The 21,586-nt window shown below is 70.7% G+C and carries 22 protein-coding genes; 9 read left to right on the forward strand and 13 right to left on the reverse strand.

What is annotated here, in order from left to right:
• Nucleotides 1–393 precede the first annotated feature (393 nt).
• A complete protein-coding gene (locus tag ACZ4Z4_RS17410; RefSeq protein ID WP_468327721.1) occupies nt 394–1,035 on the reverse strand; it encodes a DNA-3-methyladenine glycosylase in 642 nt (213 codons plus the stop codon).
• A 160-nt stretch (nt 1,036–1,195) separates the two neighbouring features.
• Here ACZ4Z4_RS17410 and ACZ4Z4_RS17415 point away from each other — a divergent pair, with 160 nt between their 5' ends.
• The 3 genes from ACZ4Z4_RS17415 (at nt 1,196) to ACZ4Z4_RS17425 (ending at nt 3,240) form a co-directional block, all read left to right on the forward strand.
• Complete coding sequence (locus ACZ4Z4_RS17415) at nt 1,196–1,978, forward strand: sporulation protein (protein ID WP_468327723.1); 783 nt, start codon at nt 1,196–1,198, stop codon at nt 1,976–1,978.
• A 48-nt stretch (nt 1,979–2,026) separates the two neighbouring features.
• Nucleotides 2,027–2,566, forward strand: coding sequence for a YbhB/YbcL family Raf kinase inhibitor-like protein (locus ACZ4Z4_RS17420; RefSeq protein WP_362997089.1), 540 nt, complete (start codon nt 2,027–2,029; stop codon nt 2,564–2,566).
• A gap of 167 nt (nt 2,567–2,733) precedes the next feature.
• The gene (locus ACZ4Z4_RS17425) at nt 2,734–3,240 is read left to right on the forward strand and encodes an HNH endonuclease (RefSeq protein ID WP_468327725.1); all 507 of its coding nucleotides are present in this window, start codon (nt 2,734–2,736) and stop codon (nt 3,238–3,240) included.
• 51 nt (nt 3,241–3,291) lie between these two features.
• Here the strand turns inward: ACZ4Z4_RS17425 and ACZ4Z4_RS17430 are convergent, their stop codons facing one another.
• From ACZ4Z4_RS17430 to ACZ4Z4_RS17440, 3 genes are all read right to left on the reverse strand, one after another.
• The gene (locus ACZ4Z4_RS17430) at nt 3,292–4,233 is read right to left on the reverse strand and encodes an SPFH domain-containing protein (protein WP_362997084.1); all 942 of its coding nucleotides are present in this window, start codon (nt 4,231–4,233) and stop codon (nt 3,292–3,294) included.
• An 80-nt stretch (nt 4,234–4,313) separates the two neighbouring features.
• A complete protein-coding gene (locus tag ACZ4Z4_RS17435) occupies nt 4,314–4,742 on the reverse strand; it encodes an NfeD family protein (protein ID WP_468327728.1) in 429 nt (142 codons plus the stop codon).
• Nucleotides 4,743–4,787: 45 nt separating this feature from the next.
• A complete protein-coding gene (locus tag ACZ4Z4_RS17440) occupies nt 4,788–5,585 on the reverse strand; it encodes an ABC transporter ATP-binding protein (protein ID WP_468327730.1) in 798 nt (265 codons plus the stop codon).
• A gap of 121 nt (nt 5,586–5,706) precedes the next feature.
• Between ACZ4Z4_RS17440 and ACZ4Z4_RS17445 the strand changes: the two genes are divergently transcribed.
• The gene (locus ACZ4Z4_RS17445; RefSeq protein WP_468327732.1) at nt 5,707–6,495 is read left to right on the forward strand and encodes a hypothetical protein; all 789 of its coding nucleotides are present in this window, start codon (nt 5,707–5,709) and stop codon (nt 6,493–6,495) included.
• Nucleotides 6,496–6,604: 109 nt separating this feature from the next.
• Here ACZ4Z4_RS17445 and ACZ4Z4_RS17450 read toward each other — a convergent pair whose 3' ends face one another.
• From ACZ4Z4_RS17450 to ACZ4Z4_RS17465, 4 genes are all read right to left on the reverse strand, one after another.
• The gene (locus ACZ4Z4_RS17450) at nt 6,605–6,853 is read right to left on the reverse strand and encodes a chaplin (protein ID WP_468327734.1); all 249 of its coding nucleotides are present in this window, start codon (nt 6,851–6,853) and stop codon (nt 6,605–6,607) included.
• A 91-nt stretch (nt 6,854–6,944) separates the two neighbouring features.
• The gene (locus ACZ4Z4_RS17455; RefSeq protein WP_468327736.1) at nt 6,945–7,190 is read right to left on the reverse strand and encodes a chaplin; all 246 of its coding nucleotides are present in this window, start codon (nt 7,188–7,190) and stop codon (nt 6,945–6,947) included.
• Nucleotides 7,191–7,373: 183 nt separating this feature from the next.
• Nucleotides 7,374–8,036, reverse strand: a complete 663-nt coding sequence (locus ACZ4Z4_RS17460; protein ID WP_468327738.1) for a response regulator — start codon at nt 8,034–8,036, stop codon at nt 7,374–7,376.
• On the reverse strand, nt 8,029–9,174 hold the full coding sequence (locus tag ACZ4Z4_RS17465; protein WP_468327740.1) for a GAF domain-containing sensor histidine kinase: 1,146 nt from the start codon (nt 9,172–9,174) through the stop codon (nt 8,029–8,031). Before ACZ4Z4_RS17465 ends, ACZ4Z4_RS17460 begins: the two co-directional genes overlap by 8 nt.
• Nucleotides 9,175–9,402: 228 nt before the next feature.
• Between ACZ4Z4_RS17465 and ACZ4Z4_RS17470 the strand changes: the two genes are divergently transcribed.
• The 3 genes from ACZ4Z4_RS17470 to ACZ4Z4_RS17480 all read left to right on the forward strand — a co-directional run bounded on the left by ACZ4Z4_RS17470 (nt 9,403) and on the right by ACZ4Z4_RS17480 (nt 12,202).
• Entirely contained in the window at nt 9,403–10,101 is a 699-nt protein-coding gene (locus ACZ4Z4_RS17470; protein WP_468327742.1) for an SDR family NAD(P)-dependent oxidoreductase, read from the forward strand.
• 5 nt (nt 10,102–10,106) lie between these two features.
• The gene (locus ACZ4Z4_RS17475) at nt 10,107–11,162 is read left to right on the forward strand and encodes an S-adenosylmethionine:tRNA ribosyltransferase-isomerase (RefSeq protein ID WP_468328445.1); all 1,056 of its coding nucleotides are present in this window, start codon (nt 10,107–10,109) and stop codon (nt 11,160–11,162) included.
• A gap of 323 nt (nt 11,163–11,485) precedes the next feature.
• Entirely contained in the window at nt 11,486–12,202 is a 717-nt protein-coding gene (locus ACZ4Z4_RS17480) for a transglycosylase SLT domain-containing protein (protein ID WP_468327744.1), read from the forward strand.
• A 114-nt stretch (nt 12,203–12,316) separates the two neighbouring features.
• Here the strand turns inward: ACZ4Z4_RS17480 and ACZ4Z4_RS17485 are convergent, their stop codons facing one another.
• Nucleotides 12,317–14,914 (reverse strand): ABC transporter ATP-binding protein/permease, encoded by a 2,598-nt coding sequence (locus tag ACZ4Z4_RS17485; protein ID WP_468327746.1) that lies wholly within the window; start codon nt 14,912–14,914, stop codon nt 12,317–12,319.
• A 289-nt stretch (nt 14,915–15,203) separates the two neighbouring features.
• Between ACZ4Z4_RS17485 and ACZ4Z4_RS17490 the strand changes: the two genes are divergently transcribed.
• Both ACZ4Z4_RS17490 and serB read left to right on the forward strand, forming a co-directional pair.
• On the forward strand, nt 15,204–17,096 hold the full coding sequence (locus ACZ4Z4_RS17490; RefSeq protein WP_468327748.1) for a streptophobe family protein: 1,893 nt from the start codon (nt 15,204–15,206) through the stop codon (nt 17,094–17,096).
• Between the two features lie 545 nt (nt 17,097–17,641).
• On the forward strand, nt 17,642–18,856 hold the full coding sequence (gene serB, locus ACZ4Z4_RS17495; protein WP_468327750.1) for a phosphoserine phosphatase SerB: 1,215 nt from the start codon (nt 17,642–17,644) through the stop codon (nt 18,854–18,856).
• Between the two features lie 83 nt (nt 18,857–18,939).
• Here serB and ACZ4Z4_RS17500 read toward each other — a convergent pair whose 3' ends face one another.
• The 4 genes from ACZ4Z4_RS17500 to ACZ4Z4_RS17515 form a co-directional block, all read right to left on the reverse strand.
• Nucleotides 18,940–19,458, reverse strand: coding sequence for a SixA phosphatase family protein (locus tag ACZ4Z4_RS17500; protein ID WP_404756867.1), 519 nt, complete (start codon nt 19,456–19,458; stop codon nt 18,940–18,942).
• Between the two features lie 88 nt (nt 19,459–19,546).
• Nucleotides 19,547–19,762: a hypothetical protein gene (locus ACZ4Z4_RS17505; protein WP_398307758.1), complete on the reverse strand. Its 216-nt coding sequence runs from the start codon at nt 19,760–19,762 to the stop codon at nt 19,547–19,549.
• A gap of 167 nt (nt 19,763–19,929) precedes the next feature.
• Nucleotides 19,930–20,046, reverse strand: a complete 117-nt coding sequence (locus ACZ4Z4_RS17510) for an SGM_5486 family transporter-associated protein (RefSeq protein WP_107059069.1) — start codon at nt 20,044–20,046, stop codon at nt 19,930–19,932.
• A 174-nt stretch (nt 20,047–20,220) separates the two neighbouring features.
• A complete protein-coding gene (locus ACZ4Z4_RS17515; protein ID WP_468327752.1) occupies nt 20,221–21,525 on the reverse strand; it encodes a CynX/NimT family MFS transporter in 1,305 nt (434 codons plus the stop codon).
• Nucleotides 21,526–21,586 lie beyond the last annotated feature (61 nt).

The raw sequence follows: 21,586 nt of genomic DNA on the forward strand, positions 1-21,586 counted from the left end.
TGACTTTTGGCACGCTGTTGAGTTCTCAAGGAACGGACGCTTCCTTTGTACTCACCCTCTCGGGCTTTCCTCCGGGCGCTTCCCTTCGGTGTTTCGTGTTTCCAACCTTACCAGATCCGTTTTCCGTTCCGTTCCCGGTTCGGATTTCATTTCCGGTGGCCGTTGGAGGGCCTTTGCCTTTCGGCTGCCTTTCGGCGTGTCCACTACTTTAGCGGATTCCCTCCGCGACTCATAATCGAGTCCCGCGAGTTCGAATTCCGGCATGCGGGCACGCGGAATAGGACCCCGCCGAGGGGAAGTCGTTTGGTAGTGGTTGGCCGCTTCCGGCTGCTGGCAGATTGCCGTACCCGGTTCAAGCGACTCGGACTACCTTACGGAGGCACCGAACCCGCGTCAAGTCCGGCGGCGACGGGGCGTATGGGCCCGATAAGGGCTCACCGTAGGGTCGTTGGCCACCCAGAAGCGCCACGGGTGGACGCCGCCCTCGCCCGACACTCCTGTGCGGGGTCCGCTGCTGACCTGGTCGGACGGGACCGGGGTGCCGGTCAGTACGGAGAAGGGGGAGGACGGGTCACCGCAGACGTCGGTGCCGTCTAGCTGGCGGTCCACGTCAAGGGCGGTGGCCAGGCGTGCGGGGCCTTTGGCCAGTTCTTTGTCGTTGCGGGCCGAGAGTCGACGCTCGCGGGCCAGTTCCACGCCCTCGGTGATCTCTCCCGCGCGGAGCAGCACCGCGCTCGCCATGCCCTCGGGGCCGCACACCAGGTTCATGCAGTGCCACATGCCGTAGGTGAAGTAGACGTACATGTGTCCCGGCTGTCCGAACATCACGCTGTTTCGGGCCGTGCGGCCGCGGTACGCGTGTGAGCCGGGGTCGACCTCGCCCGCGTAGGCCTCCACCTCCGTCAGGCGGACTTCGATCGGGCCGGCCGCCGAGTCGCGCACGAGGATGCGGCCGAGCAGGTCCGGGGCGACCTCCAGGACCGGGCGGTCGAAGAAGTCACGGGTGAGAGGCGTACGGTCAGGGGTCGCGATCATGCCGTACGAGCGTACTGCACCTCGTCCTGGTTCACGGGTGGTCCTCGGGCCGCCCCGTTGCCAGGGTGGTGGTGCGGAACCGCGGGCGGTCCCCTCGCGTTTCTATCGATCAAGCATTCAAGTCGACGAGCCACAGGCGGCGGCCTGGGGATGGAGTGTCATGGGGTTCAAGAAGCTGCTCGCGAGTCTCGGGGCCGGCGGTGCCTCGGTGGAGACCGTGCTGACCGAGGTCAACGTGGTCCCGGGCGGCGTGGTCCAGGGTGAGGTGCGGATCCAGGGCGGGTCCGTGGACCAGCAGATCGAGGGGCTCTCCGTCGGTCTTCAGGCCCGGGTCGAGGTCGAGGGCAACGACCAGGAGACCAAGCAGGACATCGAGTTCATCAAGCAGCGGCTCGGTGGCGCCTTCACGCTTCAGGCCAATCAGGTGCACGCCGTGCAGTTCAGCCTGGACATCCCCTGGGAGACCCCGGTCACGAGCATCGACGGGCAGCAGCTGCGCGGCATGGACATCGGTGTGACCACCGAGCTGGAGATCGCGCGCGCCGTGGACTCCAGCGACCTGGACCCGATCATCGTGCACCCGCTGCCGGCGCAGCAGGCCATCCTCGACGCCTTCATCCAGCTGGGCTTCCGCTTCAAGAGCGCGGACATGGAGCGCGGCCACATCCGCGGTACGCGGCAGAAGCTGCCGTTCTACCAGGAGATCGAGTTCTACCCGCCGCAGCAGTACCGCGGGCTCAACCAGGTCGAGCTGAGCTTCGTCGCCGACGACCGCGAGATGGACGTCGTCCTCGAGATGGACAAGAAGCCGGGTCTGTTCAGCGAGAGCAGCGACTCGTTCCGTTCGTTCAAGGTCGGTCTGAACGACTTCCACGGCACCGACTGGGCGGCGTACCTGAACGAGTGGCTGTCCCAGGTCGGCAGCAAGCGCAACTGGTTCTAGGCTCGGAGCGGATCAGCGAGGACCAGCAATCAACCAGGAGGTGCCTACGTGAGCGAGCTCAAGAGGCCGCCGCTGCCCCATGACTTCCATCCGTCCGTGCCGTCGTTCACGGTCGTGAGCGAGGACTTCGAGCCGGGTGCGGTCCTTAAGGACGCTCAGGTCCAGGCGGCCGGGAACACCTCGCCGCAGCTGCGGTGGGAGGGCTTCCCGCCGGAGACCAAGAGCTTCGCCGTGACGTGCTTCGACCCGGACGCCCCCACGGGGAGCGGGTTCTGGCACTGGACCGTCTTCGACATCCCGGTCTCGGTGACCGAGCTGCCGGGCGGTGCGGGCAGCGGGAAGTTCGAAGGGCTGCCCGAGGGTGCCGTGCAGGTGCGCAACGACTACGGGGCGAAGGAGTTCGTGGGTGCGGCGCCGCCGCCCGGCGACCCGGCGCACCGCTATGTGTTCACCGTGTACGCGGTGGACCAGGAGAAGCTGGGTCCGGACTCGGACGCCACGCCCGCGGTCGTGGGTTTCAACCTCCGGTTCCACACGCTGGCGCGTGCTCAGGTGATCGCGGAGTACGCGGCTCCGGCGGAGAGCTGAGTGACCCTCAGATACTGAGCGTTCACCGATTGTTTGCCCGCCTCTGGTCATGGAAGTGATCAGAGGCGGGCATTTTTTATTGCGTTGTCCATCTCGGCGTGCCCGGCCAGAGTTGATCCCAGCCCGCCAGGCGGTGGGCCGGTGCATAGCGGGAGGTGGGCAGGTTGATGCGGGACACGCTGGTGCTGAACGCGAGCTTCGAGCCGCTCTCGACGGTGTCGCTCAACCGGGCCGTCGTTCTGGTGCTCCAGGACAAGGCCGTGGTCGAGCACGCCCACCCCGGACTGCGTGTGCGCGCCGCGGCGATCGACATTCCCGTGCCCCGCGTCATCAGACTGTGCAGGTACGTGCGCGTGCCGTTCCGAAGACAGGCTCCATGGTCACGGCGGGGTGTCCTGGTGCGGGACCAGCACCGCTGCGCGTACTGCGGCAGGCGCGCCACGACGGTGGACCATGTGGTCCCGCGGTCGCAGGGCGGCGCCGACTCCTGGCTGAACACGGTGGCGTCGTGCGCGATGGACAATCACCGCAAGGCGAACCGGACCCCGGAAGAGGCCGGTATGCCGCTGCTCCGCCAGCCGTTCGAACCGACGCCCGCCGACGCGATGCTCCTGTCGCTGGGCAAGGACCAGTTGGCCTCGCTGCCCGGGTGGCTCGCGCAACCCGCCGCCTAGCACCACGCCCGTGGCCGGACACCGATCGGTGTCCGGCCTTTTCGGGGTGCGTCAGTCGATCGGCGGCTGTTCGCGGCGCTCCTTGCCCTGTGCGGGCACCGAACCGCCGCCGCCTCCCAGCGGGCCGAAGTTGCCGAGTGCGCCGCCGAGGCCCTTGAGGGCGTCGCCGATCTCGCTGGGCACGATCCAGAGCTTGTTGGCGTCGCCCTCGGCGATCTTCGGGAGCATCTGGAGGTACTGGTAGGAGAGCAGCTTCTGGTCCGGGTCGCCGGCGTGGATGGACTCGAAGACCGTGCGGATCGCCTGGGCCTCGCCCTCGGCGCGCAGGGCCGCGGCCTTGGCCTCACCCTCGGCGCGCAGGATCGCGGACTGCTTCTCACCTTCGGCGCGGAGGATCTCCGACTGCCGTACACCTTCGGCCTGGAGGATCGCGGCGCGCTTGTCGCGGTCGGCGCGCATCTGCTTCTCCATCGAGTCCTGGATGGAGGTCGGCGGCTCGATCGCCTTGAGCTCGACGCGGTTGACGCGGATGCCCCACTTGCCGGTGGCCTCGTCGAGGACGCCGCGCAGGGCCGCGTTGATCTCCTCGCGGGAGGTCAGGGTCCGCTCCAGGTCCATGCCGCCGATGATGTTGCGCAGGGTGGTGACGGTGAGCTGCTCGATCGCCTGGATGTAGCTGGCGACCTCGTAGGTCGCGGCGCGGGCGTCGGTCACCTGGTAGTAGATGACGGTGTCGATGTTCACCACGAGGTTGTCCTGGGTGATCACCGGCTGGGGCGGGAAGGGGACGACCTGTTCACGGAGGTCGATGCGGTTGCGGATCGAGTCGATGAACGGGACGACGATGTTCAGGCCCGCGTTCAACGTGCGGGTGTAGCGGCCGAAGCGCTCGACGATGGCGGCGCTCGCCTGCGGGATGACCTGGATGGTCTTGATCAGGGCGATGAAGACCAGCACCACCAGAATGACCAGGACGATGATGATTGGTTGCATCGTGTTCCCCGTACCCCTCTTGCCTCGGCGAAGATCTTGCTGGTCGAGTCTGTCAGACCGTCATCCGGCCCGTGGGGCATTCACATGACGACGGCCGTCGCTCCGTCGATCTCGACGACGTCCACGGCCTGGCCCGCTTCGAAGGCGCGGTCCGTGTCGAGTGCGCGGGCCGACCAGATCTCACCCGCGAGCTTGATGCGGCCGCCGGAGCCGTCGACCCGTTCGAGGACGACGGCCGTTCTGCCCTTCAACGCCTCCACGCCCGTGGTCAGTTCGGGGCGCTGGGCGCGGTGCCGGGCCGCGACGGGGCGTACGACGGCGATGAGAGCCACCGAGACCGCGGCGAAGACCGCGACCTGCAACACCATGCCGCCGCCGACGCCCGCGGTCACGGCGGCGGCGACGGCGCCCACGGCGAGCATGCCGAGCTCCGGCATCGCGGTCAGTACGAGCGGGATTCCGAGCGCGGCGGCTCCGATGAGCCACCACACCCATGCGTCGATGTCCACCCGGTCATGGTAGGACCGCGGGTCCCCTCCGGGACAGGGCGCCGATCAGCTGAGCGGAAGGCCCGTGGCGGTCCAGCGGTCGTTCCGCTGCTCGACGACCAGCGGGAGGCCGAAGCAGAGGGAGAGGTTCCGCGAGGTGAGCTCCAGCTCCAGCGGGCCCGCGGCGAGGACCTTGCCCTGGCGGATCATCAGCACGTGCGTGAAGCCGGGGGCGATCTCCTCGACGTGGTGCGTGACCATGATCATCGAGGGGGCGATCGGGTCGCGGGCGAGGCGGCCGAGCCGGCGCACGAGGTCTTCGCGGCCGCCGAGGTCGAGACCCGCGGCGGGCTCGTCGAGGAGGAGCAGCTCGGGGTCGGTCATCAGGGCGCGGGCGATCAGGGTGCGCTTGCGCTCGCCCTCGGAGAGCGTGCCGAACCTGCGGTCCAGGTACTCGCTCATGCCGAGGCGGTCGAGGAAGGCGCGGGCGCGCTGCTCGTCGACGTCCTCGTAGTCCTCGTGCCAGCCGGCGGTCATGCCGTACGCGGCGGTGAGGACCGTCTGGAGGACGGTCTGGCGCTTGGGCAGCTTCTCGGCCATCGCGATGCCGGCGACACCGATGCGCGGGCGCAGCTCGAAGACGTCCGTGCCGGGCTTGCCGAGGGTCTCGCCGAGGATGGTGGCGGTGCCGGTGCTCGGGTAGAGGTAGCTGGACGCGACATTGAGGAGGGTGGTCTTGCCTGCGCCGTTCGGGCCGAGGATGACCCAGCGCTCCCCCTCCTTGACCGACCAGGAGACCTGGTCCACCAGAGCCCGGCCCTCGCGGACCACAGATACGTCCTCAAGCTCCAGTACATCGCTCATGAGCGCGCTGTCTCCCATTGCAGTCTCGGTCGTCGCTCGCGCCTGTGGACGCGGCCCCCGGATAAAACCTACGCCACCGGCCGACCGTTCCTGTCGTGAGGCCGGTCCTTAGGCTGTGTGCATGCTCTCGGAACCACGCTCAGGACGTCTGGCCGCATGGGGAAATGCCCTTTTGGCCGGACTTGTTTCTCCGGATGACGCGGTGCTCGCGATGGTCGGCGAGGACGCGGTGCACCGGGTCGAAGGACTGCCCGGCGAGTCGCGCCCGGTCGGGCTGACGCTCGCCATGGGGCGGCTGCGGTCGCTGGGGGTGACCGCTCTGCGGGTGGCGCTGCCCGCGCCGGGGCATCCGCTCGGGCTGAGCGGGCCGCCCGAGTTCAACGCGCGCGCCCTGGAGGCGGAGGAGGCCGTCGTCGGTTTCGGCGCGCCGTACGGGCTCGTGCCCGAGGTGTACGAGGCGGGGCCCGACGGCGATGTGCATGTGGAGGTCGTCTGGCACTGCCTGCCCGTGCGGGAGGCGCCGCCCGCCGACGTGCCCTCGCTGGGCGAGGCGGAGCGGGAGCTCGCGGAGGCGCTGCGGGAGGCGACGCAGGTGCTGTCGCGGCTCGATGTGGCGGGGTCGGGGCCGGTCGCGGAGGCGGCGCTCGACGCGTACCGGGCGCGGGCCGAGCGGGGGCGTGAGCTGCTCGCGCCGGGTTATCCGCCGCGTGCGGTCCGGGTTCTGGAGCTGGCGCAGCGGGTGGGCCTGCTGATCTCGCTGGCGTACGAGAACGGGCACGGTGGGGCCGTGAGCGCTGCGGAGATGGCCGCCCGGGTCGAGGCGCTGCGTCCCGTGGAGCGGACGGCACGGCGGGCGCAGGTGGCCGCGTTCAACTCGTACGTCGAGGAGCGGGAGCGGGGCGGGCGCTGAGGCCGTCCGCGGTGCCGTGGGGGGCGTCGGGGCGGCATCCGCCAGTGGCGTGACGCCGCGGGCCCCGCGGACCCGACCGGTCCGCGGGGCCCGTGCCGAGGGCTGTGCCTCAGTGGTTCGCCGTCGCGTTGCCGAACGCCGGGTTGAGGGCGCCGATCACGTTCACGCTGTTGCCGGTGACGTTGACCGGGACGTGGACCGGCACCTGGACGAGGTTGCCGGAGCCGACGCCCGGGGAGTTCTTGGCGGCGCCACTGGCCTGGGCGTCCGTGGCGGCGGACGCGGCTCCGGCGGACGCGCCCGCGGCGAGGCCGGCGGTGACGACGGCCAGAGCGGCCTTCTTGGCGATGCTGTTCATGGGACGTGCTCCTCCTGCTGACATGGGTGACCTCTGTTGCGGCGAGGTCAGGAACCGGCCGCGCGGGCGGCCGGTGGATCGCAGGGTGCGATCAGAGGTTCTCGCAGACGTTGCCGAACGTCGGGTTCAGGGCGCCGATGACGGTGACGGTGTTGCCGCAGGCGTTCACCGGGATGTGGACCGGGGCCTGGACCAGATTCCCGGAGAGGACGCCGGGGGAGTTCTTCGCGACACCGTCGGCCTGCGCGCCGCCGTGGGCGGAGGCCATGCCGGCGCCGGCGGCGACCAGGCCACCGGCCACCATCGTGACAGCGGCGGCCTTCTTCAGGTTCTTCACTTCTACGATCCTCCTGAGCGGAAGCTGCGGCCAGCCGCCGCAGCACGCACTGGAGAACGCCCGACCGGCGCGCGGGATACGCCAACTGGGGGACATCTACACGACGGTATGAATCTCAGTCCGGAAGGCGACGATCCGCGTCGGCCCCGGCGCGGCTTGCGGGGGCGGCCGTCGGCGGCCTGATCAGCCGGTCACGCCGTGCCGCACGGCCCAGAGCGCGGCCTGGGTGCGGTCGGCCAGGTCCAGCTTCATCAGGATGTTCGAAACGTGCGTCTTGACGGTCTTCTCGGAGAGGACGAGGGCGCGGGCGATCTCGCGGTTCGAACGGCCGTCGGCGATCAGGCCGAGGACCTCGCGCTCGCGCTCGGTGAGCGAACCGCCCCTCCCCTGCCCGCCGCCCGTCTCCTCCTGCGAGAGCAGTGCGCCCGCCACCTCGGGCTGGAGCAGGACGTGCCCCGCGTGCACGGAGCGGATGGCGCCGGCGAGGGCGTCCGGGTCGACGTCCTTGTACACATATCCCGCGGCGCCGGCGCGCAGGGCCGGGACGACCGTGCGCTGCTCGGTGAAGCTGGTGACGATGAGCACGCGCGCGGGGTTGGCGAGCTCGCGGAGCTTGCGCAGCGCCTCGACGCCGTCCATGCCGGGCATCTTGACGTCCATCAGGACGACGTCCGGCTTCAACTCCTCGGCCTGTGCGACTCCTTCGGCGCCGTCGGACGCCTCGCCGACGACGTCGATGTCGTCCTGGATCTCCAGGAACGTGCGCAGACCGCGGCGGACCACCTGGTGGTCGTCGACCAGCAGCACCCGGATCCCTGCCTTCGTGTGGACCACAGCGTCAGCCACCGGGGACCTCCATCTCGATCGTTGTGCCCTTGCCGGGCTCCGATTCCACGGTCAGCCGTCCGCCGACCCCGCTCGCCCGGTCCCGCATGGAGACCAGGCCCAGGTGCCGCCCCGCGCGCCGGGTCGACTTCGGGTCGAAGCCCGAACCGTCGTCGACGACGCGCAGGACGGCTCCGGTGCCGCGCTTGTCCAGCAGCACGGCGACGTGCTCCGCGCCGGAGTGGCGCAGCGCGTTGTGCAGGGCCTCCTGGGCGACCCGCAGCATGGCTTCCTCCTGCGAGGCCGGCAGCGCCCGCACGCCGTTGCTCTCGAAGGTGACGTGTGCGGAGTGGGCGCGGTCCAGCACGTGCGTGTGGGTGCGCAGGGTGGCCACCAGGCCGTCCTCGTCGAGGGCGGCGGGGCGCAACTCGACGACGGCCGCGCGCAGTTCGTCCGCCGCCTCGGCCGCGAGCACCGCCACCTGTTGTAGCTCACCCTTGGCGCGGGACGGGTCACGGTCCACCAGGGCGGTGGCCGCCTGGGCCGTCAGGCGCAGTGAGAAGAGCTTCTGGCTCACCGCGTCGTGCAGTTCGTGGGCGAGGCGCGAACGCTCCTCGGCGATGGTCAGTTCGCGGCTGCGCTCGTACAGGCGGGCGTTGGTGAGGGCGATGGCGGCGTGCTGGGCGAGGATGGCGAGGAGCTCCGCGTCGTCCTCGGTGAAGCCGCAACCGCCCTGGGGCTTGGGGCAGTTCTTGTTGGCGAGGAAGAGCGCGCCGAGTGTCTCGTCGTCGGAGTGGATGGGCACGCCGAGGAAGTCGGACATGTCCGGGTGGGCGGAGGGCCAGCCTCCGAAGCGCGGGTCCTCGCGCACGTCTCCGAGGCGGACGGTCTCGCCCTTCTGGAGCATCGAGGCGAGGATGCCGTGCTGCCGGGGCAGGGGGCCGATGGCCTTCCACTGGTCCTCGCTGACGCCGTCGACGACGAACTGGGCGAAGCCGCCGTGGTCGTCGGGGACTCCGAGCGCGGCGTACTCCGCGTCGAGCAGCTCGCGGGCCGAGGCGACGATCGTCTTGAGGACGTCGCGCACCTCCAGGTGCCTGCTCATGGCGAGGAGCGCGGAACTCACCGCGGTCAGCCCGGATCGGGGTCCTTGACTCATGGTCACAACCGTACCGGTGGGGTGTGACAGTGCGTATCCGACCAGTGGAGGCCCCCGCCTACGTCCCGGGGCCTAGGTCCGCGGTCCGTGGCCCGGGACTAGGGCGAAGGGCCCCGGGGAGTTGCGGCTCTCGCACGAGGTGTCGGGGGCGGGCCCGTTCCTACGGTGGTGGCCGGACGGGCCGAGAGAACGGACGGGCCGAGGGAACGGACCGAGGGGACGGATGGCATGCCGGTAGCGATCATCACGGGGGCTTCGAAGGGGCTGGGGCGCGCGTTGGGCGCGGCTCTCGCGGAGTCCGGCTGGGATCTCGTGCTCGACGCGAGGACCGCCGCGGTCCTCGAGGAGTCGGCGCGCGAGCTGAGCGGGTACGGCACGCGCGTGGCGGCGCTCGCCGGGGACGTCACCGACGCGGGGCACCGGGCGGAGCTGGTGGCCGCGGCGCGGCGGCTCGGCGGGCTCGATCTGCTGGTGAACAACGCGAGCGCGCTGGGTGCGGAGCCTCTCGTACGGCTGGACGGGCTTGGGCTCGACGGGCTGCGGGCGGCGCTGGAGACGAATGTGGTGGCGGCCCTGGGGCTGGTGCAGGAGGCGCTGCCGCTGTTGCGGGAGTCGGCGGGGGCGGTGCTGAACATCAGCTCCGACGCGGCGGTGGAGGCGTACGAGACGTGGGGCGGGTACGGCGCTTCGAAGGCCGCCCTGGACCACCTTTCCGCGGTTCTCGCCGAGGAGGAGCCCGGCGTGCGGGTGTGGGCGGTGGATCCCGGGGACATGCGGACGGATCTGTACCGGGCGGCGGTACCCCTGGACGATCAGTCCGGGCGACCGCTTCCGGAGACCGTGGTGCCCGCCTTCCTGCGGGTGGTCGTCGAGCGGCCCGCCAGTGGCCGCTATACGGCGTCCGCGCTGTCGGCGGGTGCGCGGTGAGCGTGCTGGGCGCGCCGCTGTGCGTGCCGGACTCCCTCGTGGCCCGGGTGCCGGCCGAGCAGCGGGGCCAGGGGCTCGGCAGGGACGCGGTGCGGCTGCTGGTGTCGCACGGCACCGAGGTCACGCACCGCGCGTTCACGGAGCTGCCGGAGCTGCTGCGGGCCGGGGACCTGCTGGTCGTCAACACGTCCAGGACCCTGCCCGCGGCGGTGGACGGAAGACTCGGGCACGCGCGCGTGGTGGTGCATTTCTCCACCCGGGGTGCGGACGGACGGTGGGCCGTGGAGCTGCGGGATCCGGACGGGAGGGGCACGACACGCGCGCGTGCCGGTGGTCCGGCCGGCTCGGTCGTGCGGCTGCCGGGGGACGTACGCCTCGTATATGAGGAGCCGATAGCGGTGGGGAGCCCGCGGCTGTGGTGGGTGCGGGTGTCGGGCGACGTGCCCGAGGTGCTGCGGCGGCACGGGCGTCCCATTCGTTACTCCTATACAGAGAGGGACCAGCCGCTCTCCGCCTATCAGACGGTGTTCGCGCTGCCGTCGGCGGACGGGGCGGGGAGTGCGGAGATGCCGAGTGCGGGGCGGCCGTTCACCGCGTCGATGGTGGCCGGGCTCGTGAGCAGGGGTGTGCAGTTCGCGCCGGTGGTGCTGCACACCGGTGTCGCCTCCCAGGAGGCGCACGAGCCGCCGTACCCGGAGCTCTTCGAGGTGTCGGAGGTGTCGGCGCGGCTGATCAATGCCGCGCGGGCGGCCGGGGGCCGGGTCGTGGCGGTCGGTACGACGGCCGTGCGCGCCGTGGAGTCCGCCGCGGGGCCCGACGGGGTGGTGCGGGCGGCGGCGGGCCGGACCGAGCTGGTAGTGACTCCGGAGCGGGGGGTGCGCGTGGTGGACGGGCTGCTGACCGGGCTCCACGCGCCGGAGGCCTCGCATCTGCTGATGCTGGAGGCCGTCGCGGGGCGGGCGGCGATCGAGCGGGGTTATACGGAGGCGGTAGACCGTCTCTACCTGTGGCACGAGTTCGGCGACGTGCACCTCATCCTCCCGGATGAGGGACCTCACTAAGAGCATTGCGACGGCAACTCCTGGTGAGACCGTTACGGCGCTGATGTGAGGCCGCGCATAGGACGCACATCACGTACGAAGACCCCTAGTTGATGAGGAATCCCTTTACGCAAACGGGGTAAGCGCCCGAATCGGGCGTCTGTGCACCCCCTGATCCACTACCTCGCATCGTACGTCACATCTTTGCCACACATTTTTGCGGCCGCTAAGAATTGCTTCCGTCGCTCGGCGCCGCGGTCTTCCCCGACCGCGGCGTTTCGCTGGAAAGCACCATGTCCCCGCCGGCCGGAGCGACCTCCGCTATTCGAAGAGGTCCAACTCGTATGTCCATGCACAGCACCCCTGGTCACAGTCGTTCCACCGTGACCAAGGCCCAGAAGTTCTCGATCGCCGGTGTCGCCACGCTCGGCGCCGCTGCCCTCGCGTTCTCCCTCGTGCCGGGCAGCGCCGACGCGGGAACCGAGGCCCAGAGCCTCGATGCCGCCCCGGTGGCCTTCAAGCAGAACGTCGACGCCGAGCAGGCCGTCCGCGCCGGTGTCATCAAGCAGCACAGCAGCGCCGACAAGCAGGCCAAGGACGCCGCCGCGAAGGCCGCCGAGAAGAAGAAGGCCGAGGAGGCCAAGAAGGCCGCCGACGAGGCCGCCGCGAAGAAGAAGGCCGAGGACGAGCGGAAGGCCAAGGAGGCCGCGAGCCGCGCCGCCGCCCGCAAGCCCGTCTACGCCAACAACCTCGACGGCTGGATCCGCCAGTCCCTGGACATCATGAAGGCCAAGGGCATCCCCGGCACCTACGAGGGCCTGCACCGCAACATCATCCGCGAGTCCTCCGGCAACCCGCAGGCCGTGAACGGCTGGGACATCAACGCCATCAACGGCACCCCGTCGATCGGCCTGCTCCAGGTCATCAAGCCGACGTTCGACGCGTACCACGTCGAGGGCACCTCGACGAACATCTACGACCCGGTCGCCAACATCACGGCCGCGGCCAACTACGCCGCCGACCGGTACGGCTCGATGGACAACGTGAACGGCGCCTACTGAGCCTTGATCGCCTGATCACTGGACCTCTTCAGCCGAAGATGAGGTTCTCAAGACGCCGAAGGGCGGCACCCCGTGCGGGGTGCCGCCCTTCTCGTCGTACGGGACGGGACGCGCCTACTTGCGCATGACCTCCGGCTCGTGGCGGCGCAGCAGGCGCGCGACCGCGATGCCGCAGATGACGCCGAGCGCGAGCAGGATGGTGATGTTGATGCCCCACTGGCTCGCGGAGTGCTCCCACAGCGGGTCGAGATCGTTCGGGTTCTTCGGGTCCCACGGCGGCATCAGGTGCGCCAGGTCGAGGGTGGCGCCCGCGCCGGCGATGGCCCAGCGGGAGGGCATCAGCCAGGCGAACTGCTCCAGGCCGGGCGAGCCGTAGACCTGGAAGAGGACGCCGGTGAACACGACCTGGACGATCGCGAACATGACCAGGAGCGGCATGGTCTTCTCGGCGGTCTTCACCAGCGAGGAGATGACCAGGCCGAACATCATCGAGGTGAAGCCGAGCGCGATGATCGTCAGGCAGATCTCCGCCGCCGGCGGCATGATCAGGCCTTCCTCCGGCAGCTCGCGCGGGGCGAAGCCGATGGCGCAGATGATGACGCCCTGGACGGCCGTGATGACGCCGAGGACGATGACCTTCGACATCAGGTACGCCGAGCGGGAGAGGCCGGTGGCCCGTTCCCGTTCGTAGATGACGCGTTCCTTGATCAGCTCACGTACGGAGTTGGCCGCGCCCGAGAAGCACATGCCGACCGCGAGGATGAGCATGATCGTGCCCGCGTCGCCGTTGAACTTGACCGGCGGTTTCGGCGGGGCGAGGCCGAAGTCGGCCGGGATCACGACGCTGACGATGCCGAGGACCGCGGGCAGGATCACCATCAGGCCCATGAAGCCCTTGTCGGAGGCGATCACCGAGGTGTAGCGGCGGATCAGGGTCCACAGCTGCGAACCCCAGCCCTGCGGCTTCGGCGGTTTCACCGCCTGGGGCGGCGGCATCTGTACGGACTGCGCGGCGACGGCGTCGATGTCCGCTGCGTACATCTGGTAGTGCTGCGAGCCCTTCCAGCGGCCCGCCCAGTCGTAGTCGCGGTAGTTCTCGAAGGCGGAGAAGACGTCGGCCCAGGTGCTGTAGCCGAAGAAGTTCAGGGCTTCCTCCGGCGGGCCGAAGTACGCCACCGAACCGCCCGGCGCCATCACCAGGAGCTTGTCGCAGATCGCCAGCTCGGCGACCGAGTGCGTGACGACGAGGACCGTGCGGCCGTCGTCGGCGAGGCCGCGCAGGAGCTGCATGACGTCGCGGTCCATGCCCGGGTCGAGGCCGGAGGTCGGCTCGTCCAGGAAGATCAGCGAGGGCTTGGTCAGCAGCTCAAGGGCGACCGACACGCGCTTGCGCTGGCCACCGGAGAGGGAGGTGACCTTCTTCTCCTTGTGGATGTCCAGCTTGAGCTCGCGCAGCACCTCGTCGATGCGGGACTCGCGCTCGGCCTCCGTGGTGTCGGCCGGGAAGCGCAGCTTGGCCGCGTACTTGAGGGCCTTCTTGACGGTCAGCTCCTTGTGCAGGATGTCGTCCTGCGGGACCAGACCGATGCGCTGCCGCAGCTCGGCGAACTGCTTGTACAGATTCCGGTTGTCGTAGAGGACGTCGCCCTGGTTGGCGGGCCGGTAGCCGGTGAGCGCCTTGAGCAGGGTGGACTTGCCGGAACCGGAGGGGCCGATGACCGCGATGAGCGACTTCTCGGGGACGCCGAAGGAGACGTCCTTGAGGATCTGCTTGCCGCCGTCGACCGTGACCGTGAGGTGGCGGGCCGAGAAGGAGACGTCACCGGTGTCGACGAACTCCTCGAGCTGCCCGCCGACGAGGCGGAAGGTCGAGTGGCCGACGCCGACGATGTCGTTCGGGCCGATCAGGACGGTCGAGGACTTCGCGATCGGCTGGCCGTTGACGTACGTGCCGTTGTGCGAGCCGAGGTCGTGGATCTCGAAACGGCCGTCGGGCGTCGCGGTGAACTCGGCGTGGTGGCGCGAGACCTGAAGGTCGGAGACGACCAGTTCGTTCTCCAGGGCGCGGCCGATGCGCATCTTGCGGCCGAGGGCCAGCTGGTGGAACGTCGTCGGGCTGCGGTCGCCGTAGACCGGCGGGGCCCCCGCGACACCGCCGGAACCGGGAGTCTTCTGCGCGTACTGCTCGGACGGGCCGCCCTGCTGGGGCACGTTCGGCTGGTGCTGCTGGTGCTGTTGCGGCGGCTGCTGTTGTTGCGGCTGCTGCTGCCAGCCTTGCTGCTGCGGCTGGTACGGGGCCTGCTGCTGGGGTGCCTGCTGCTGGGCCTGCGCGGCCCAGCCGGGAGCCTCCTGCTGGTGCTGCTGGTGCTGCTGGGCGTGCTGCTGCGGTGCCGAGACGGCGGCCGCGGCCGCGCCCGGGGCGCCACCGGACACGTTCACCCGCGGGCCGTCGGTCGCGTTGCCGAGGTACACCGCCGAACCGGGGCCGATTTCCATCTGGTGGATCCGCTGGCCCTGTATGAAGGTGCCATTGGTACTGCCGTGGTCCTCGATGACCCAGCTGCGCCCGCTCCAGCTGATCGTCGCGTGCCGCCAGGAGACCCTGGCGTCGTCAAGCGAGATATCCCCCTGCGGATCACGTCCAAGGGTGTACGGCCTGGACGCGTCCAGCGTCCAGGTCCTGCCATTCAATTCCAGTACGAGTTCCGGCACTCCATGCCCCACTGAGTTGTCCCCCGAGCTAGCCCCCATCGATGGGGAGTCTAGGGATGTCGAACATCGGGAGGAACTATTTCAGGAGGAGGGCTCTGACCGAAAGTCGGGCCTTGTGAAGACTGCGTACGCGCGTGACGGGTTGCCCCGTTGACGGGGAAGAAATCGGCCCGGAGAGTAGGAAGCGCCCATCAGTGCCCATCAGTGCATACGGATCATGCTCATTGGGAGCATTAAGTGCATTCAGGGCAAGCGTTCTGGGCAACGCGCCGCGGTCCGGGGGGTCCTGATGCAGGCCGACGATCACAAAGGCGTCCACCGAGGCGGCAGCCCGGGTGTGCGGTGGGGTGACGTGCTGCTCTCCGCGATCGCCGCGGTCAGTTGGGCGCTGGTCGGCATGGCCGGGACGGCCGCGCTCGGTCTGCACCTGCTCGGCGCGGACGCGGTCGGCGCGCTCGGGCCGATGACGGCGGCGACCGTCGCGCTGGCAGCGGGAGGTTCGGTCACGCCGTCCGGCGACGTCTCGGCGTTCGGCCTGAACGGTGCCGAGGCGACCACGACAGTCGATATTGCGCCACTCGGTGTGGGTTTGGTCGGCGCGCTGTTCCTCGCGCACTTCTTCCTGCGCTCCTTGCGCGGGGCGGGCGCCGTCATCGCCCCCGCCGAACTCGCCGCGCGTGCGGCCGCGGTGGTCGCCCTCTTCCTCGCGATGCTCGCGGGGCTCGCCTGGGCGGGGCACGACGTCATCACGATCGACGGCAAGCAGCTCGGCATCGACAAGGGGATCGAGGAGGGCATCGAGGGGGGCATCGACGGACTGCCGGACGGCATCGGCGACAAGCTGCCCGGCGGGATCGGCGACGACATCGGCGGGCTCCTCCCCGACCGGCTCGGGGACCTGGTCGAGGCGGAGGCCTCGGTCGGCTTCACCGTCGACACCGGGCCGACGCTGCTCGGTGGGGCGGTCTGGGTGACCGGCGTCCTGCTCATCGCGCTGCTCGCGTCACGGCGCACGCCGCTGCCGCGCGCCCTCGGCGCACTGCACCGGGTGGTACGGCCGGCCGTCTCCGCGCTGGTCACGGTGGTGCTGGTGGCGGTCGCGGCGGGGCTCGCCGCGGCGGCGTACGCGATGGTCGGCGACGACCACCCCAAGCGGATCGCCGGCGCGGCGCTGCTCGGGGCGCCGAACGGCGTGTGGCTCGGCCTGCCCGTCGGGCTCTTCGTGCCGTGGGACGGCAGGGCGACGGGCGAGCTCCGGCGGTTCCTGCCGGACCCGGTGGACGACCTCCTGACGGGCCCGTCCGACAAGGCGCTCACGCTCGGGCGGCTGGCGGAACTGGACGACAGGGTCTGGTTGTTGGGGGTGGCGGCGGGGGTGGCGATGTTGTTCGCGGGGGTGCTGACGGCTGTTCGGACTCCTTATATACGTGCGGTGCGTGGCGTAGGCGGTGTGCCTGATGCGGGTGGGGTGGGAGCCAAGACATCCGTTCCGGGGTTCGTGGGGCTGTGCGGGGTGCGGCTCGGGGTGGTGACGGCGGTCGGGCTGCCCCTCCTGGCGTGGCTGTCCGCGGTCTCCGCCGATGCGTCGCTCTCCGTCTTCGGCTTCGACGCGTTCGGCGCGGGGGTCGAGCTGCACGGGCGGCTCGGGATGGCGGCGGTGCTGGGGGCGGCGTGGGGGTTGGGGGCGGGGGTTGCGGGGGCGCTGCTCGCGGTGGTTTTCGGGGCGGCGGGGGGTGGGGTGGCGCGGTTCGCGTCGGCGGTGCGTGTGACGCCGGCGGGGCCGCAGGATCCGTTCTCTTCGCCGGTGGGCGGGCCGACGACCGGGTCACCCGAATCACCATCCGGCGCACCAGGTACGCCGGGCACTCCGGGCACTCCGGGCACTCCGGGCACTCCGGGCACTCCGGGCACTCCGGGCACTCCGGGCACTCCGGGCACTCCGGGCACCCCCGGCACCGGGCCGTACGCCCCAGGTACTCCGCACCGCCCCCCGAACCCCGACACGAACCCTTACCTACGTCCACCACCACCCACGCCCCACGACGTCTCCGGCGCCCCGACGGTCATGGGCCCGGTGGTCCCCCCACCCCCACCGCCCCGCCGCCGCTCCCACTCCTCCGACTGGCCCCCACCACCTCCTCCTCCCCCACCTCCCCCAAAGACCCCACGCAGGCCCGACTAGCCCGCACCCGGCACCGCGGGTTGTGCCCACCCGTGCCGCCCGCGGCCCGCCTGCCCACAACGGGGAACCGACTCCTCTACCCCTGAGCGAGCCACGCCGGGCCTCCACGCGGAGGAGGCCCCACGAAACAACCGGTGCCGCCCGCAGCCCCCCGCCCGCGACGGAACCGGCCCCGCCCCATCCTCAGCGAGCCACACCCGCCCCCACGCCGAGGAGGCCGCCCGGGGGAACCAGTACTAGTCGCAGCGGCAACGGATCGGACCGCTCTCGGCGAGGCACGGTTGGCCCCTACAGTGAGGCGGTGTCGCGGGGTAAACGGGTGGGTGGGAGGGATCCGCCGCGTAGCGGCGGGACAGGGTCGCCGCGACGGGGCCGGCACCGCAGGAACGCTCCCCGCACGGCCCCGCCCTGCGCAGCAGAGAAGGACCGATCGGGGCAAGGTAGGGCGACCTGGCGTGGCGTGTGTGGGCGGGCCGCGGGGGGCTGTCCGGGTGGCGGACCGGTGGGGCGGGGGCCGGAAGAGGGCGGATACCGTAGGGATCACCATGAGTGCTTCGCAGCCCCCTCAGCCCCCAGACATCCCCACGCTCCTCGTCAAGATCTTCGGCAAGGACCGCCCCGGCATCACCGCCGGCCTCTTCGACACCCTCGCCGCCTACTCCGTCGACGTCGTCGACATCGAGCAGGTCGTCACCCGTGGCCGGATCGTGCTGTGTGCGCTCGTGACCGAGCCGCCCGCCGGTCTGGAGGGCGACCTGCGGGCCACCGTCCACAGCTGGGCGGAGTCCATGAAGATGCAGGCCGAGATCATCTCGGGTATCGGCGACAACCGGCCGCGCGGCCTCGGGCGTTCGCTCGTGACTGTGCTCGGCCACCCGCTGACGTCGGAGTCGACGGCCGCGATCGCCGCCCGGATAACGGCGACCGGCGGCAACATCGACCGTATCTTCCGGCTCGCCAAGTACCCGGTCACCGCCGTCGAGTTCGCGGTCTCCGGCACCGAGACCGAGACGCTGCGCACGGCCCTCGCCATAGAGGCCGCGAGGCTCGGCGTGGATGTCGCGGTCGTCTCGACGGGCCTGCACCGCCGCGCCCAGCGCCTGGTCGTGATGGACGTCGACTCGACGCTCATCCAGGACGAGGTCATCGAGCTCTTCGCCGCGCACGCCGGGTGCGAGGCCGAGGTCGCCGAGGTGACGGCGGCCGCGATGCGCGGTGAGCTGGACTTCGAGCAGTCGCTGCACGCCCGCGTGGCGCTGCTCGCGGGGCTCGACGCGTCGGTCGTCGACAAGGTCCGCTCCGAGGTACGGCTCACACCGGGTGCCCGCACCCTCATCCGCACCCTCAAGCGCCTCGGCTACCAAGTGGGCGTCGTCTCCGGCGGGTTCACGCAGGTCACCGACGACCTGAAGGAACGTCTCGGCCTCGACTTCGCGCAGGCCAACACCCTGGAGATCGTCGACGGCAAGCTGACCGGCAAGGTGACCGGCGAGATCGTCGACCGGGCGGGCAAGGCCAGGCTGCTGCGCCGGTTCGCCAGGGAGGCCGGGGTGCCGCTGGAGCAGACCGTCGCGATCGGTGACGGCGCGAACGACCTCGACATGCTGAACGCGGCGGGCCTCGGGGTCGCCTTCAACGCCAAGCCCGTGGTCCGCGAGGCCGCGCACACCGCGGTGAACGTCCCCTTCCTGGACACCGTCCTCTACCTCCTCGGAATCACCCGGGAAGAGGTCGAGGCGGCCGACATGCACCTGGACTGACTGATCCGCACCCGCTGATCCGCACCCGCACGAAGGGCCCGGCACCTGGGGTGCCGGGCCCTTCACGGTGGACGGGGAGCGGGCTACTCGGAGGGCGCCCAGTAGTCGACGAGGGTGGCCACGCCCGGTTCGAGCGCCTTCCAGGAACCGGAGTACGTCAGGACGGCGAAGGCCGCGGTCGGGAAGCCCCTGCGGTTCAGCCGCACTCTGGCGTCGCCCTCGGCGTCCCCGGCGAGGACGTCGGCCAGGCCCTGCACGCCGGGGTTGTGGCCGATCAGGACGAGGTTCTGCACGTCGTCCGGGGTTTCGTTGAGCACGGCGATCAGCTCACCGGGAGAGGCTTCGTACAACCGCTCCTCGTAGACGGTCTTCGGCCGCTGCGGCAGCTCCTGGACGGCGAGCTTCCAGGTCTCGCGGGTCCGGGTGGCGGTCGAGCAGAGGGCCTGGTCGAAGGCGATGCCGCTGTCGGCCAGCTTGCGCCCGGCGACGGGGGCGTCCCGGCGGCCTCGCTCCGCGAGCGGCCGCTCGTGGTCGGAAACCTGCGGCCAGTCGGCCTTCGCATGCCGGAAGAGGACAATCCTGCGGGGTTCTGCGACGCTCATGCATCCCAGCTTCGCATGAAACGTGCCACGGGGCGCAGGGAGTTGGCGTGGTGCCCCGGCGCGGGTGACGGGCCCGGTGACAGGGGGGTCAGGAGGCCGTGCGCAGGACCAGCGTCCGTATCCGCTCCAGGAGGTGGGTGACGGCCGGCTCGCCGGTCGCCGCGTGCGCGTCCACGGGGTTCAGGATGAGCAGGAGCAGGGCCGCGAAGGCCACGGCGGGGAGGGCGATGGCCCACCAGGGGAGCTGGATCTCTACGCTGCCCGACTGGGCCGGGTCGCGCCGGGTGTGCGATCGGGCCGACATGCCGCCTCCGTGGTCCTCGAGTGGTCCGTGCCGCTCTTCGCGGGCACAACTCGAAGTTAGGTGATCGGCGCCCCTCACCCCATCCGGAGGTCCACCCACTTGACCCTGATACTGGCCCCCTAGGGGATGGGGGTGCTAGCCCCACCATCGCCCCGCCGGGGGCCGGTTCACGGCGACGCGATGGAGGCGATGATGCCGATGATCACGGTGATGGCCAGCATCGCGCCGAGCACGATGAGCAGCTTCTTCTGGCCGTTCTGGGGGTTCGGGTCGAGGACGGGCATACGGCAAGTCTCGCACCCTGCGCCCGCCCGTCCGCCCCCGGGGTCGAGCCTCCCCCGCAGCGCCTGGGCAGGCCTCCCCCGTCGCCGGGCCGGGCCCCTAGGTCCTGTCGTCACATTCCCGTCGTCCGCCCGCCGGGCAGGCGGGAATTTGACGACAGGGCCTAGCCGCCGGGGTCAGGCCTTCGCGGCCCTGGCCGCCACCTCGTCCTCGACCGTGCGGTTGCGGCCCGCGAGCGTACCGATGACGATCTGCGGCACCATCAGGGCCGCCATGAGCGCGATCGGCAGGCCCCAGCCGCCGCTGTGCTGGTAGAGCACGCCCACGAGGAGCGGCCCGGGGATCGAGATCAGATAGCCCGTGCTCTGCGCGAAGGCGGACAGCTTGGCCACGCCGACGCTGCTCTTGGCCCGCATCCCGACCATCGTGAGGGCGAGCGGGAAGGCGCAGTTGGAGATGCCGAGCAGCAGCGCCCAGGCCCACGCGCCGCCGGCGGGGGCGAGGTAGAGGCCCGCGTAGCCGGCGAGTCCGCACGCGCCGAGGACGATCACGACCGGGCCCTGGTTGGTCAGGCGGGTGGCGACCCGTGGGATGACGAACGCCAGGGGCACGCCCATGGCCATCGTGACGGCGAGCAACACGCCCGCCTCACTCGCGGGGACGCCCGCGTCGCGGAAGATCTGCGGCATCCAGCCCATCGTGATGTACGCGGCCGTGGCCTGGAGGCCGAAGAAGACGGCGAGCGCCCACGCGGTGCGGCTGTGGGTGATGCGCAGCCCCGCGTCCTCCTGGCGTACGGCGGGGCTGATGTGCTCCGGGGGCTCGGTGGCGGCCGTGCCCCGGTCGCGGATGAGCGGGATCCACGGCACGACGGCGACGACGGCGAGCACCGCCCACACGGCGAGGCCGGTCTGCCAGCGGCCGCCGAGGCCGTCGGTGAGGGGCACGGTGGCGGCCGCCGCGACGGAGGTGCCGAACGCGAGGGCCATCGAGTACAGGCCGGTCATGGAACCGACCCGGTCGGGGAACCAGCGCTTGACGATGACCGGCATCAGGACGTTGCTGACGGCGATGCCCGCGAGGGCGAGGGCGGTGGCCGCGAGGAAGCCCGCGGTGCCGCCGATGAAGGGCCTGATCAGCAGGCCCGAAGCGATGGCGGCCATGCCGACGCAGACCACCGCGCTCGGCCCGAAGCGCCGGGCCAGGCGGGGCGCCATCACGCCGAAGAACGCGAAGCAGAGCGGCGGCACGGAGGTGAGCAGTCCGGCGAGGGTGCCGCTCATGCCGAGGCCGTCGCGCACCTCTTCGAGGAGGGCACCGAGGCTGGTGATGGCGGGGCGGAGGTTCATGGCCGCCAGGACGATGCCCACGACGACGAGTCGCGTGGCCCACGCGCGCGTGGGGGCCGGTTTCCCGGTCGCTTCCGTACGTGTCGGGGGTGTTGCTGTCGGCGTCATCGTCCCGGTTTCCTCGCTAGCCATGGGGCCATCATAGAATCATGGGATGATTGACTGTCCAATCGTTTGCGTCACACTGCTCACA

It is taken from the genome of Streptomyces sp. NPDC030245, assembly GCF_055572995.1.

Bases quoted from the DNA above. Each gene is read 5' to 3' on its own strand.
- ACZ4Z4_RS17410 (WP_468327721.1), bottom strand. From the start codon at position 1,035: ATGATCGCGACCCCTGACCGTACGCCTCTCACCCGTGACTTCTTCGAC.
- ACZ4Z4_RS17415 (WP_468327723.1), top strand. From the start codon at position 1,196: ATGGGGTTCAAGAAGCTGCTCGCGAGTCTCGGGGCCGGCGGTGCCTCG.
- ACZ4Z4_RS17425 (WP_468327725.1), top strand. From the start codon at position 2,734: ATGCGGGACACGCTGGTGCTGAACGCGAGCTTCGAGCCGCTCTCGACG.
- ACZ4Z4_RS17430 (WP_362997084.1), bottom strand. From the start codon at position 4,233: ATGCAACCAATCATCATCGTCCTGGTCATTCTGGTGGTGCTGGTCTTC.
- ACZ4Z4_RS17440 (WP_468327730.1), bottom strand. From the start codon at position 5,585: ATGAGCGATGTACTGGAGCTTGAGGACGTATCTGTGGTCCGCGAGGGC.
- ACZ4Z4_RS17445 (WP_468327732.1), top strand. From the start codon at position 5,707: ATGCTCTCGGAACCACGCTCAGGACGTCTGGCCGCATGGGGAAATGCC.
- ACZ4Z4_RS17450 (WP_468327734.1), bottom strand. From the start codon at position 6,853: ATGAACAGCATCGCCAAGAAGGCCGCTCTGGCCGTCGTCACCGCCGGC.
- ACZ4Z4_RS17465 (WP_468327740.1), bottom strand. From the start codon at position 9,174: ATGAGTCAAGGACCCCGATCCGGGCTGACCGCGGTGAGTTCCGCGCTC.
- ACZ4Z4_RS17470 (WP_468327742.1), top strand. From the start codon at position 9,403: ATGCCGGTAGCGATCATCACGGGGGCTTCGAAGGGGCTGGGGCGCGCG.
- ACZ4Z4_RS17480 (WP_468327744.1), top strand. From the start codon at position 11,486: ATGTCCATGCACAGCACCCCTGGTCACAGTCGTTCCACCGTGACCAAG.
- ACZ4Z4_RS17490 (WP_468327748.1), top strand. From the start codon at position 15,204: ATGCAGGCCGACGATCACAAAGGCGTCCACCGAGGCGGCAGCCCGGGT.
- serB (WP_468327750.1), top strand. From the start codon at position 17,642: ATGAGTGCTTCGCAGCCCCCTCAGCCCCCAGACATCCCCACGCTCCTC.
- ACZ4Z4_RS17500 (WP_404756867.1), bottom strand. From the start codon at position 19,458: ATGAGCGTCGCAGAACCCCGCAGGATTGTCCTCTTCCGGCATGCGAAG.
- ACZ4Z4_RS17505 (WP_398307758.1), bottom strand. From the start codon at position 19,762: ATGTCGGCCCGATCGCACACCCGGCGCGACCCGGCCCAGTCGGGCAGC.
- ACZ4Z4_RS17510 (WP_107059069.1), bottom strand. From the start codon at position 20,046: ATGCCCGTCCTCGACCCGAACCCCCAGAACGGCCAGAAGAAGCTGCTC.
- ACZ4Z4_RS17515 (WP_468327752.1), bottom strand. From the start codon at position 21,525: ATGGCTAGCGAGGAAACCGGGACGATGACGCCGACAGCAACACCCCCG.